Raw genomic sequence first — 12,568 nt, 5'->3', positions numbered from 1 at the left:
TCGACGCCGTTCGGCCGACTGCCGATCGAAGGCTCGGTTGCTTCTGATGGAATGCCCCGGCACTTGCGAGTGCCGGGGCGTTTTCTGTGCGCTACGGCCTGCGCATCAAACGTTCGTCGTCGTCATCGGGCGAGGGGCCCGCGTCGGTGAATCCGTTGCGCTCGTACAGGCGGATCGCGGCTTTGTTGTCGGCTTTGACCGAGAGGATGACCGGACGAGGGTCCGCCCAATCCAAGACGGCCCGGATCGCCGCGTCCGATACGCCTTTTCCGCGTCCGAACGGGGCGACCCACATCGAAATGAGTTCGACCGTACCGGGTTCGGTGTCGGAGGGGTACGCGCCGACCATTCCGGCCGGAGTGCCGTCCAAGGAGATGACGGCGTTGTAGGGGACGTTGTCGAAGCGCGAGCGCCAGCGGGCCTCGGTGTCGCCGGCGTCGCTCCATTCGGCGAGGGTGGAGCCGAAAGCCCAGGGGGCGTCGGTGAGTGCCGCCAGGCGGAGTTGACGCCAGAGCTGCCAGTCGTCGGACTGGAGTGCGCGTACTTCGATCACGGGGGCAGCTTACTGTCGGGGTGAGTTTTCGTTCGGTTGTGAATTGTTGGATGGTCTGAATGGCGTTGTATCACAATGTAATTGGGCTATTGCATCCGATCCCCCGAAAAGCCGGCCACGCATCCACCCCGCACCCCCTACGCAGACAGATCCCGAGCAGGCGAGTAGTCGACCTTCCAATCCACATAAACCCCGAGAACACCGTCATCAAGACACCGAAGCCCAACACTGACCCACCGAACATCCCCGTCCGGCCGAACAGAGAACCCCACCGCTACAGCGAATCGCTCCGACCCACACGGACAGCTGCACTCAGCCCAGTCCCCATCCTCGTCCCAATGCTCGCCACTATCAGCCAGAAAGGCCGAGCTACCGCAGCCGGTACAGATACGCCGGGCAACACCCTCCACGTCATCGGCATCCACACCGAATTCCCGCTCACCGCAGCTGCCGCAAACGGACTCGAGCACTCGATCGACGGGATATCCGCCCGCTTCGAAGTCGCGAAGGTATTCGGTCAGATCCGCGAGATCGTCGCCCCGCGTGTATTCGCCTGCTGTATCCAGAACCACGGCATGAGCCTGCCACGGGGGTATGTCAACTTTCGCCCGGATACGACCGTGCCCGCACCGGATCCGATGCGGGCACGGGGACGACTTCGCTCAGCGCAGTGCGGACGGGTTGTTCAGGTCGCGGGCGTTGTAGGTGTCACAGGCTGCGACCTGTCCGGTGCGGTATCCCGTGAGGAACCACTTCTGGCGCTGCTCGGATGAACCGTGGGTCCAGCCTTCCGGATTCACTCGGCCGGTGGCCGCCTTCTGGATGCGGTCGTCGCCCACTGCCGCGGCGGCGGACAGACCGTCGCGAATATCGTTCTCGGTCAATGGATTCAGGAAGGGTTGACCCCCGCCGGGGGCCGGGAGCTTGTCAGCGTAGTACGCCCACACGCCCGCGTAGCAGTCCGCCTGGAGTTCGGTGCGAACCGCGCCGGATTCGGGACCGCGGGGATCGCGCTGGGCGCGGTTGATGTCGCCGAGCAGGTTCTGGATGTGGTGGCCGAATTCGTGAGCGACCACGTACTCCTGGGCCAGGGGGCCGCCGCTCGCGCCGAATTTGTCGGTGAGTTCCTGGAAGAAGCTCGTGTCGAAGTACGCGGTCTGGTCCGCGGGGCAGTAGAAGGGGCCCACCGCCGAGGAGGCGCGGCCGCAGCCGGTGTCGATCACGCCGGAGAACAGCGAGACCTGCGGATCGACGTACTGCTTGTTGACCTGCTTGGGCAGTTCGGTGGCCCACACGGCGTCCAGGCTCTGCACGGTCGCGATGACGCGGCAGTCGACGTACTTGTTCGCGTCCGCACCCGTCTTGCAGTGCTCGGGTGCGCCGGCGGTGCCCTGGTCGGTGCCGCCCGCGCCGGTGAATTGCCCGAGTACGCTGCCCGGATCGCCGCCCAGCAGCAGGGTGGCGATGAGGGCGATGATGCCGAGTGCACCGCCACCGAGCACCATGCCGCCGCCCAGGCCCGGCCCGCCGCCGCTTCGAACCCTGTCCGGGTCGATCTGCATGCCTTCGTTGAACGTCATGGTCGCCGCTCTCCTTCGCACACGCTTCGGCCGCGGGTCGGCCGACCCGGGGTCAGAAGGGGCTCGCGCGGGCTGATGTCGAGCCTTGGCGTACAGCTTGACAGGTTCGCGTGGATATCGGTTTCCACTCGGAATACGTGTCTCACTACGATGGGAACGCGCCCGGCCACCCCGCGGGCGTTTCGAAGTCCGTCGAAAGGAATCCCGTGCTGCGCACCCACTTGGCTGGTTCGCTGCGAAGCGAGCACGCTGGTCAGTCCGTCACCCTCACCGGATGGGTGGCGCGGCGTCGAGACCACGGTGGCGTGATCTTCATCGATCTGCGTGATGCTTCGGGCGTGTCGCAGGCTGTCTTCCGTGAAGGCGTGCCCGCTGAACAGGCTCACAAGCTGCGCAATGAGTTCTGCGTGAAGGTTACCGGCGTGGTCGAGAACCGTCCGGCGGGTAGCGAGAATCCCAATCTGCCGACGGGCGCCATCGAGGTCAATGTGACCGAGCTCGAGGTGCTCAACGAATCCGCGCCGCTGCCGTTCCAGCTCGATGACGAGCCCGGTGAAGAGGCTCGCCTCAAGTACCGGTACCTGGATCTGCGCCGCGAAGGCCCGGCCAAGGCGATTCGCCTGCGGTCCCAGGTGAGCGCTGCCGCGCGCGAGGTGCTCGGCAAGCATGCCTTCGTCGAGGTCGAGACTCCGACCATGACGCGGTCCACGCCCGAGGGTGCGCGCGACTTCCTGGTGCCCGCGCGCTTGCAGCCCGGCAAGTTCTACGCGCTGCCGCAGTCGCCGCAGCTGTTCAAGCAGCTGCTCATGGTGGCGGGTATCGAGCGCTACTACCAGATCGCGCGCTGCTATCGCGATGAGGACTTCCGCGCTGATCGCCAGCCCGAGTTCACCCAGCTCGACATCGAGATGAGCTTCGTCGAGCAGGAAGACGTCATCCTGCTCGCCGAGGACATTCTCGTCGCGCTGTGGAAGCTCATCGGCCACGACATCACCACGCCGATTCCGCACATGACCTACCACGAGGCCATGCGCCGCTATGGCTCGGACAAGCCCGATCTGCGCTTCGGCGTCGAGATCACCGAGATGGCGGAGTACTTCAAGGACACGCCGTTCCGCGTGTTCCAGGCGCCCTACGTCGGCGCGGTCGTCATGCCCGGTGGTGCTTCGCAGCCCCGTCGTCAGCTCGATGCCTGGCAGGAATGGGCCAAGCAGCGCGGTGCCAAGGGCCTGGGCTACATCCTCATCCAGGAGGATGGCACCCTCGGCGGACCCGTCGCCAAGAATCTGACCGAGGCCGAGCGCGAGGGCCTGGCCAAGTTCGTCGGCGCCAATCCCGGCGACTGCGTGTTCTTCGGCGCGGGCGATGCCAAGTCCAGCCGTGCGCTGCTCGGCGCTGCTCGCGGTGAGATCGCGCGCAAGTGCGGGCTCATCGACGAGAACGAATGGGCCTTCGTCTGGATCGTGGACGCGCCCATGTTCGAGCCCGCGGCCGATGCCACCGCCAGCGGTGATGTGGCCCTGGGCCATTCGGCCTGGACCGCGGTGCACCACGCGTTCACCTCGCCCAAGCCCGAGCACCTGGCCACCTTCGACACCGATCCCGGTTCGGCGCTGGCCTACGCCTACGACATCGTCTGCAATGGCAATGAAATCGGCGGCGGTTCGATTCGTATTCACCGCAAGGACGTGCAGGAGCGGGTCTTCAAGGTGATGGGCATCAACGAGGAGGAGGCGCAGGACAAGTTCGGCTTCCTGCTCGACGCCTTCTCCTTCGGCGCTCCGCCGATGGGTGGCATCGCCTTCGGCTGGGATCGCATCACCGCGCTGCTGGCGGGGGTGGATTCCATTCGCGAGGTCATCGCCTTCCCGAAGTCCGGCGGTGGCGTGGACCCCCTGACCGATGCGCCGACTCCGATCACCCCGGTGCAGCGCCGCGATGCCGGGCTGGATGTGAAGCTCGACGCCGAGGGCAATCCGATCAAGGAGAAGTAAGCCCTCTCGACCGAAAAAACACCGGCCCGGTATCCATGGATACCGGGCCGGTGTAGTTGGTCATGGTTCGTTCACAGCGGTGCGATGAACCCGCCGGTGAGGTCGCGATAGGCGTAGGTGATCGCAATGGCGCAGACCGGGCCGGCCACCATCAGGCCGAGGCCGCAGAGCATGGCCCCGATAAAGGTGATGATCATGACAGCCAGCGCCAGCAAGATCACCTGCAACGCGTTGGCGACCACGAGCTGCGCGCTGGACTTGATGGCGGTGAGCGGGTCCTGGTCCTGATCGATGACGAAGTGCAGTGCGAACATGCACAGCACGCCGATGATGATGGCGGGGAAGACCCAGGCCATCGACGCGATGAGACAGGCGACGAACACGATCAATGCCGTGATCAGGACATTTCCGGCGTTGACGAAGCCGAAGAACGCCGGGAAATCCGGTGGGGTGCCATCGGTTTCATAGAGGCCGCCGCGCACCATGGCCGCCTGCAGCAACCAGACGACCAGGGCCGCGACCGCGCAGAGCAGCAGAACGCCCGAAAGTGACTGGACGTCAAGAATATTCACCATGAGGATGACGACCAGCCAGGCGATGAGGCCGATCAGCACCATCCCCGCCCACGGCACCGGATTGAGACGGAACCTGTCCCAGCCGTAGGCGATGGCGTGGCCCACGTTGAGCCGCTCGCGATCGTAGACCGGTGCGGCGCCGGCGGGCGGGAACTGCGCGGTATCGGTTCGCGGGGCGCCGGCCGGCGGCGGTGCGAAACCGCCCTGGGGGGCGAAACCGCCCGGCGGGGGCGGGTTTCCCTGCGGTGGGCCGCCCGCGGGCATGGCGCCCGGCTGGTACTGCTGCGGCGCACCGGGGCCGTAGCCCTGCGGAGCCCCGGGGCCGTAGCCCTGCGGCGCGCCCGACTGCGGGTGCAGGTTCGGCGGGGGTTCCACGGGCTCGCTGCCGTACTGCGCGGCGCCGGGACCACCGAATTGCGGGTAGCCGGCCGCTCCCGGCAGCTCGTGCCTGCCGTGCCCGCCCGGCGGTTCCTGCGGTGCGGAATACGGTGCGGGCTGGGGGTTTTGATGACGACCCGGGTCGGCTGCGTACTGCCCGCGGCCCTGCTGGGCGGGATTGTCGCCGTAGGGTTGGTTCGGTGCGGAGGGCGGCGTGCCGGTCATGGTCGCGAGCCTTTCACATTTCCCGGTTTACGGTGTGGCGCACAAGAGTTGAACATGAGACAACTAGACGGCCCAGGTTGTGTCAAGCAACCAGCGCCGCGTGGGCAAACCCTTCACAAAGACACGCCGGACGACGCGCGAAAGGTTGCGTAACCGCTCGCTGAAAGTGACCTGGAGCGAGTACTTTGGGTTCCGATGACCGCACTATTGGCCGAACGCGCCGCCGAAGTCGTGTACGCGGCACAACAGTTGCTCACAAAGCGAATGGGTGCTGCGGTAAAGCTGAGTGATCCAATCGAGCTCAGCGGCAGTGGTAGAACAACGGTTCTTCGCGTCCGTGTGGCGGAGAACGCGTTTTCACTTCCGCGTACCCTCATTGTGAAGCAGGTGCGGGGCACAGCCTCGCAGCGACGCACCGGCGGCATGGCCCCCGGCGTCGCCAGTATCGACTCCGCGTTCCTGCGCGAAGCCGTGTCCTATCAGTTCACGACCGCCCTGGGTAAGGAACACAGACCCGGGGCCTATCTACTCGGCTACAGCCTGCCCGACCGGTTGCTGATCCTGAGCGATCTGGGCGAGAACACCTCGCTGACGCAGGTGCTGCAGACCAACGTCGAGCCCGCCGGCCGCAATGCCCTCATGGCGTTCGCCCAGGCGCTGGGCCGGATGCACGCCGCCACCGTCGGCCGCGAGGCCGATTTCGTCGCCCTGCTGCGGCGCGTGGACGTGGTACACCGGGTCGACGGCATCGCTCAGCAGGCCGAGACCGCGGTCACCGAGGTGCCCGACATGCTGCAGCGCGAACTCGGCATCGAGGTGCCGGGGGAGATCGCCGAACGCATCGTGCGCGGCAATCGCCTCTTCTCCGCCGGCCGGCACCGCGCGTTCAGTCCGTCCGACCTGTGCCCGGACAATGTCATCCTCAACGACGAGGGTGCGCGGTTCCTGGACTACGAATGGGGCGGCTTCCGCGATGCCACCCTCGACATCGCCTACGCGCTGGTCTCGTTCCCCGGCTGCCTCTGCGATTTCGAACTCTCCCGCGAACGCGCGCGGCAGATGGTCGAAGCCTGGCGCTCGGAAGTGGTCGCGGTCTGGCCCGCGCTCGCCGACGACGACGCGCTCGCCGAACGGATCCTGGAAGCGCGCCTCATCTGGGTCTGGCTCTCCACCTACTGGTTCCTGCCCGCGGACCACACGCGAATCGCCGCCGCTCGCGAACACGGCCTGTCGATTCCGCGCTCGGCCGCCCTCATCAACCGCTGGGCCGCCCTCGCCGAGGATGCCCGCTGCACCGGTGACGACGCCCTGGGCGATTTCGCCGAACACGTCTCCGCGACCCTCGAGGAACGCTGGGAAGAGTGAGCACGGGCCGCTGAAACCGGGGCGGCCCGTCCCCACTCGCGCGGTTCGTGCGCGCCGCGCTCTGTCCGTGGGAGTTCTCGCGGGCGTATCGACGGCGGGCGGTGTCCTCAGCCCGTGATCGGTCCCGGTCGCCGTTCGATGTTGCCGCCTCCGCTGCGCACCGCGTAGGAAACGCCGTGCCGTACACCCGTATTCGGATCGCCCACGTCCAGGAGATAGAACCAGTCCATCTGGGCCTGCTCGGCGGTCACCGACAGCACCCCGTACCCGTGTGAATCCAGTTCCACGTAGCGCAGATGCGGATTGATGGCGCCGATGGCGGTTTCCAGCGGCACGCTCACCGTGCGCGCGGGCATCTGCAGGATCTCCCCGACGCTGCCGGTGGTGACCGAGGGGACCACGAATTCGGTCCCCGCGCGCGGGCCCGCCGGGTACGCCGTGACGTTCACCGGGAGATCGGACGCCCACGAGGTGTGGATGTCCCCGGTCAGGAAGACGACGTCCGAACAATCCCGGGAGGCGATGGCGTCGAAGAGCTTTCGGCGGTCGGCCGCGTAACCGTCCCACTGATCCGCGTTCACCGGGATGCCGGCCTGCGGGACGCCGATCACGCTGTTCAGGGCCGCGGCGGTGGCCGCGTCCATGGGTGGCAGCAGCAGCGGGGCGATCATGACCGGATTGCCGACCAGCTTCCAGCGCACCGGGGCCGAGACGAGACCGCCGGTGAGCCAGTCCATTTGCGCCTGGCCGGTGATGGAGCGGGCGGGGTCGTCGACCTGCCGCCAGCCCGCGACGGCGGGCAGCTGCTGATCACGGTAGGTGCGCAGATCCAGCATCGAGAGTTCGGCCAGATCGCCGAAGCGCAGGCGGCGGTAGAGCCGGGCGTCCGGACCGTGGGCGCGCACCGGCATCCATTCCAGGTACGCCTGGAGCGCGGCCGCCCGGCGGGTGCGCCAATCGCCCTCGCCGGGTTGATGATTCTCCGCGCCGCCGGACCAGGCGTCGTTGGCGGACTCGTGATCGTCCCAGGTGCAGATGAACGGGACGCGGGCGTGCAGGGCCGCCAGGTCGGCGTCGGTCTTGTACTGCCCGTGCCGAATTCGGTAGTCGGCGAGCGAGACGATCTCGTGTGCGGGCTCGTGCTGCCGGTTGACCTTGGGCATCAGCCCGGCATGCTTGCCCCGCGCGTACTCGTACAGGTAGTCGCCCAGGTGCACGACCGCGTCGAGGTCGTCGCGCGCCGCGAGATGCCGGTACGCGCCGAAATACCCGGACTCCCAGTTGGAACAGGACACCACGCCGAAGCGGAGACTGCCGGGGGAGTCGCCGGCCGCGGGCGCTGTCCTGGTGCGGCCGGTCACGGAGGTCTGACCGAGCGCGCTGAAGCGATAGAAATAGTCCGAGGCGGGGGACAGGCCCGCGGCGTCGATCTTGATCGTGTGGTCGGCATCCGGGCCGGTGGTGATCGAGCCGGACGCGGTGACGCCGGTGAACGCGGGATCGGCCGAGATTTCCCACCGCACCGAAACCGATTCCCCGGCACCGGAACCCGGGATCGCGGCGTCGTCGGGCGTTACCCGCGTCCACAGGATCACCCCGGTGGGCAGTGGATCCCCGGAGGCGACGCCGTGCCGGAAGACCGGCCCGGCCGCGGCAGCGCGACCCGGAGTGGCCAGCAGCGCACCGGCCGCGGTGATCGTCCCGCCCTTGAGGACGGTGCGGCGATCGAGGGCGGCGAGAGGTGCGATCTTGGTGCGGGCCACGACCCATGACATCGTGTGCGGCCGAACGGAATCAAGAGGAAACGCGTGAACAGCGCATGAATGGCGGACCCGGCCAATGCGGGGGCACGGACACCATCGCAACCCGATCCGCCCGGCTGCGCGAGAAACTCGTGAACTGTGTTGTGCCGCAACAGCACTACCGCACCCCCTTCGTTCCCTCGCATCGAGCGCAGGGAACCGGTCTCGGCGCGGTAGCGGTCGTGGTGCCGGAGCCGTGGCCCGGTGCCACCACAATGTGATGGCCCCGGGCCGCGGCGGGAGGCTCTCAGACCACCGGGGTCGCGCGGGGCTCCAGTCGCCCGCCGCGGCGAGTGCCGAAGGAAGCACCGTGGCGCACGCCGGTATTCGGGTCGGCGATGTCGGTGACGTAGAACCAATCCATCTGGGTCTGGTCGGCGTCGATGTGCAGGACGCCGTAGCCGTGCGAGTCGAGTTCGGTGTAGCGCAGGTGGCGATTCACGCTCACCAGGGCCGTTTCGGCGGCTACCGAGGTGGTGCGGGGCGGGGTCTTGGTGATGTCGCCGACGCTCTGGGAGGTGATGGAGGGGACCACGAATTCCACGCCGGCGGTGGGCGAGCCGGGATAGGTCGCGGCGACCAAGGGGAGGTCGGCGGCCCAGGAGGTGTGGATGTCGCCGGTCAGGAAGACCACGTCGGAGACCTGATTGTCGACGATGGTGTGCAGCAGTTTCTGGCGATCGGCGGTGTAGCCGTCCCACTGGTCCAGGTTCACCGGGATGCCCTGGTCCGGGATGCCGATTGTCTCGGTCAGCGCGGCGGTGACCGCCGGATCCAGCGGTGGCACGGTCAGCGGCGCGATCATGACCGGGTTGCCGATCACCTTCCAGGTCACCGGCGCGGAGACCAAACCGGCCGTGACCCAGTCCATTTGGTCCTTGCCGGTGATGGTGCGGTCCGGGCTGTCGACGTCGCGCCAGCCGGGACCGGCGTGCAGTTGCTCGCTGCGGTAGGTGCGCAGATCCAGCATGGACAACTCCGCCAGGGTGCCGAAGCGCAGGCGGCGGTACAGCCGCTTGTCCCCGCCGGTGCGCACCGGCATCCACTCCAGGTACGCCTGCAGCGCGGCCGCGCGCCGGTCCGCCCAGGAGCCCTGCGTGGCGGGATCGTGGTCCTCCGAGCCGTTGGACCAGGCGTTGTCGGCGGTCTCGTGGTCGTCCCAGGTGCACACGAACGGCACTCGCGCGTGCAGGTTCGACAGGTCCGGGTCGGTCTTGTACTGCGCGTGCCGAATTCGATAGTCGGCCAGCGACACGATCAGGTGCGCGGGCTCGTGCCAGCGCACCGAACCGGCGCGGCCGCCGTACTCACCGCGCGGGTATTCGTACAGGTAGTCGCCCAGGTGCACGACGACATCGAGATCCTCGCGCGCGGCCAGGTGCCGGTACGCGCCGAAGTATCCGGCCTCCCAGTTCGCGCACGACACCACACCCAGGCGCAGCCGGTCCGGGGTGGCGGATTCGGCGGGGGCGGTGCGGGTGCGGCCCACCGGCGAGGTCTGGCCCAGGGCGGTGAAGCGGTAGAAGTACTCGCGTCCGGCGTCGAGTCCGGAGACGTCGACCTTGACCGTGTGGTCGGCGCCGGCGGTAGCCGTGTGGGTGCCCGAGGCGGCGATCGATCCGAAATCGGCGTCGCCGGCAACTTCCCAGCGCACCGATACCGGGTCGCCGGAACCGGAACCCGGCAGGGCATCGTCGGAGGGGGTGACGCGAGTCCAGACGATCACCCCGCCCGGCAGTGGATCGCCCGAGGCGACGCCGTGCCGGAACACGACGTTCTCGGCCCGCGCGAGGGCGGGCGCACCGAACAGGGGCGAGGCCACCGCGGCGGCGCCGCCGGCGAGGATCGCGGCCGTTCCGCCCTTGAGCGCGGAGCGTCGATCGAAGGGCCCGGAAATGATCTCGGTGAGGCGCACGCCACAGATCGAATACGATCCGGTGCCCGCTGAGCAAATTTGGACAGATGAACAGTTAGTGACCGCGGGGTTCGGGCCGGTCGCGCGCGCCTAACGCGGAGGCTGTCGGTCCCGCTGGGTAGGGTCTGCTCGTGAGTGATGGGCTGTTCGACGCACCGGAAACGGAGGCCATGTCCGACGAATTCGTGCCGCGCGCACCGGCGGGCGGCGAGGGATTCGCGCCGCTGGCCGTCCGCATGCGGCCGCGCACGCTGGACGAAGTGGTCGGGCAGCAGCATCTGCTGGGTCCGGGATCACCGCTGCGCCGGCTCATCGAAGGGTCGGGCGCGGCCTCGGTGCTGCTCTACGGTCCGCCGGGAACGGGCAAGACCACACTCGCCTCGCTCATCTCGCAATCGACCGGCCGCCGCTTCGAGGCCCTGTCGGCGCTGTCCGCCGGGGTGAAGGAGGTGCGCGCGGTCATCGACGTCGCGCGGCGGCGGCTCACCGCGGGCGAGCAGACCGTGCTGTTCATCGACGAGGTGCACCGGTTCTCCAAGACCCAGCAGGACGCACTGCTGGCCGCGGTCGAGAATCGGATCGTGCTGCTGGTCGCGGCGACCACGGAGAATCCCTCCTTCTCGGTCGTCTCGCCGTTGCTCTCGCGGTCGCTGGTCCTGCAACTGCAATCTTTGTCCGAGAACGACATTCGCACCGTGCTGCAGCGCGCGATCGAGGATCCGCGCGGGCTGGCGGGGGAGTACACCGTCACCGCCGAGGCGCTGGACCACATCGTCCGCATCGCCGGTGGTGACGCGCGCCGCTCGCTGACCGCGCTGGAGGCCTCCGCCGAATCCTCCCTGGACGGGAATGTCGGGGTGGAACTGGTCGAGGCCAGCGTGGACAAGGCCGCGGTGCGCTACGACCGCGCGGGCGATCAGCACTACGACGTCATCAGCGCGTTCATCAAATCGCTGCGCGGATCCGATGTCGACGCCGCGCTGCACTATCTGGCGCGCATGATCAGCGCGGGCGAGGATCCGCGATTCATCGCGCGCCGCTTGATGATTCAGGCCAGCGAGGAGGTCGGCATGGCCGACCCCATGGCGCTGCAGACCGCCGCCGCTGCCGCGCAGGTCGTCCAGTTGGTCGGCATGCCCGAAGCACAATTGGCGTTGGCGCAGGCCACTATTCACATTGCGACGGCACCCAAATCGGGTGCCGTCGTCAAGGGGATCGGCGCCGCGCTCGCGGATGTGCGCGCGGGCAAAGCGGGTGCGGTGCCACCGCATCTGCGCGATGGGCACTACAAAGGCGCGGCCGCACTGGGCAATGCGCAGAATTACCGCTATCCGCACGATCACCCGGATGGTGTTCTGGCACAACAGTATCCGCCGGACGAATTGGTCGGAACGGATTATTACCATCCAACGGACCACGGCTACGAACGCGAAGTCGGACCGCGCGTGACCAAGCTCCGCCGGATCGTGCGCGGCAGGTAACCGCACTTCAAGCGTGTCGTTCGGCGAGTCGGGGTGCGGCCGTGGCGATCCCGGTCGAATGCGCCGCGAGCGGGTATAACGTCCGTCGCATGACTGCCATAGCGGATCGGCCACAGATGCTCATCGAAGATTTCGAGGCCCTCGCGAACGATGCGCGCGAGGGGGTCAGGCTGGAATTCATCAACGGAAAGCTGGGGGCGAAGCCGTTGCCGGACGGGGATCACGACGAGATCTTCCAATGGTTGCTCGAGCAGGTGCTCGCGCAACTTCCCGGCGTACGGCTCTACCCGGAGATCGGCTTGCTCGTCGACGCGTACGGCGGCGGCCGCGCGCGCACCGACGCGGTGGTCGCGGCCCGGCGGGCATTCGCCGGACAGGGGAGATGGAAGACCCCCGAAGCGGTCCTCATGGTCGTGGAGGTGACCCGCTTCGACTCCGATTCCGATCGGCGCGACCGCGAGGAGAAGCCGCGCGCCTACGCCGAGACCGGCATTCCGGTCTACCTGCTCATCGACCGGGAGAGTCAGGAGCTCATCGTCTACAGCCGCCCGCGCGGCAGCGTGTACTCCTCGTGTGTGCGTCTGCCCATCGGGGAGCCGTTCGAACTCCCCGATCCGGTGGAGATCACCCTCAACACCGAGCCGCTGCGCGACCTCGTGCACTGACCGGCCACGCCGGAACGAACCCCGGGCATCGGGGC

At 67.8% G+C, this 12,568-nt stretch carries 9 protein-coding genes; 4 read left to right on the top strand and 5 right to left on the bottom strand.

The annotated features are described in order from the left end of the window. Positions 1-91: 91 nt before the first annotated feature. Together ABZ319_RS14575 and ABZ319_RS14570 are read right to left on the bottom strand one after the other, a co-directional pair. Positions 92-553: a GNAT family N-acetyltransferase gene (locus ABZ319_RS14575; RefSeq protein WP_354986875.1), complete on the bottom strand. Its 462-nt coding sequence runs from the start codon at positions 551-553 to the stop codon at positions 92-94. 662 nt (positions 554-1,215) lie between these two features. Then, entirely contained in the window at positions 1,216-2,133 is a 918-nt protein-coding gene (locus tag ABZ319_RS14570) for a neutral zinc metallopeptidase (RefSeq protein ID WP_354986874.1), read from the bottom strand. Positions 2,134-2,339: 206 nt separating this feature from the next. Between ABZ319_RS14570 and aspS the strand changes: the two genes are divergently transcribed. Beyond that, positions 2,340-4,127 carry an aspartate--tRNA ligase gene (aspS, locus tag ABZ319_RS14565; RefSeq protein ID WP_354986873.1) on the top strand — a complete coding sequence of 596 codons (1,788 nt, stop codon included), beginning with the start codon at positions 2,340-2,342 and terminating at the stop codon, positions 4,125-4,127. A gap of 71 nt (positions 4,128-4,198) precedes the next feature. Here aspS and ABZ319_RS14560 read toward each other — a convergent pair whose 3' ends face one another. Beyond that, positions 4,199-5,305 carry a hypothetical protein gene (locus ABZ319_RS14560; protein WP_354986872.1) on the bottom strand — a complete coding sequence of 369 codons (1,107 nt, stop codon included), beginning with the start codon at positions 5,303-5,305 and terminating at the stop codon, positions 4,199-4,201. Between the two features lie 195 nt (positions 5,306-5,500). Between ABZ319_RS14560 and ABZ319_RS14555 the strand changes: the two genes are divergently transcribed. Next, the gene (locus ABZ319_RS14555; RefSeq protein WP_354986871.1) at positions 5,501-6,670 is read left to right on the top strand and encodes a kinase; all 1,170 of its coding nucleotides are present in this window, start codon (positions 5,501-5,503) and stop codon (positions 6,668-6,670) included. A gap of 107 nt (positions 6,671-6,777) precedes the next feature. On the opposite strand, the gene ABZ319_RS14550 is transcribed toward ABZ319_RS14555, so the two are convergent. After that, positions 6,778-8,445 (bottom strand): alkaline phosphatase D family protein, encoded by a 1,668-nt coding sequence (locus ABZ319_RS14550; protein ID WP_354986870.1) that lies wholly within the window; start codon positions 8,443-8,445, stop codon positions 6,778-6,780. A gap of 274 nt (positions 8,446-8,719) precedes the next feature. Beyond that, positions 8,720-10,294, bottom strand: a complete 1,575-nt coding sequence (locus tag ABZ319_RS14545; protein ID WP_354986937.1) for an alkaline phosphatase D family protein — start codon at positions 10,292-10,294, stop codon at positions 8,720-8,722. A 263-nt stretch (positions 10,295-10,557) separates the two neighbouring features. Here ABZ319_RS14545 and ABZ319_RS14540 point away from each other — a divergent pair, with 263 nt between their 5' ends. Next, positions 10,558-11,868, top strand: a complete 1,311-nt coding sequence (locus tag ABZ319_RS14540; RefSeq protein ID WP_354986936.1) for a replication-associated recombination protein A — start codon at positions 10,558-10,560, stop codon at positions 11,866-11,868. 89 nt (positions 11,869-11,957) lie between these two features. Beyond that, a complete protein-coding gene (locus tag ABZ319_RS14535; RefSeq protein ID WP_354986869.1) occupies positions 11,958-12,533 on the top strand; it encodes a Uma2 family endonuclease in 576 nt (191 codons plus the stop codon). Positions 12,534-12,568 lie beyond the last annotated feature (35 nt).

Source organism: Nocardia sp. NPDC005978, from assembly GCF_040614455.1.
GTDB lineage: Bacteria > Actinomycetota > Actinomycetes > Mycobacteriales > Mycobacteriaceae > Nocardia.
The sequence above is the reverse complement of the archived record's forward strand: the minus strand, read 5'-3'. Positions and strand labels throughout refer to the sequence as shown.

Excerpts from the sequence above, each read along its gene's own strand:
- ABZ319_RS14570 (WP_354986874.1), bottom strand. The coding sequence starts at position 2,133 with ATGACGTTCAACGAAGGCATGCAGATCGACCCGGACAGGGTTCGAAGC.
- ABZ319_RS14560 (WP_354986872.1), bottom strand. The coding sequence starts at position 5,305 with ATGACCGGCACGCCGCCCTCCGCACCGAACCAACCCTACGGCGACAAT.
- ABZ319_RS14555 (WP_354986871.1), top strand. The coding sequence starts at position 5,501 with ATGACCGCACTATTGGCCGAACGCGCCGCCGAAGTCGTGTACGCGGCA.
- ABZ319_RS14550 (WP_354986870.1), bottom strand. The coding sequence starts at position 8,445 with ATGTCATGGGTCGTGGCCCGCACCAAGATCGCACCTCTCGCCGCCCTC.
- ABZ319_RS14540 (WP_354986936.1), top strand. The coding sequence starts at position 10,558 with ATGTCCGACGAATTCGTGCCGCGCGCACCGGCGGGCGGCGAGGGATTC.
- ABZ319_RS14535 (WP_354986869.1), top strand. The coding sequence starts at position 11,958 with ATGACTGCCATAGCGGATCGGCCACAGATGCTCATCGAAGATTTCGAG.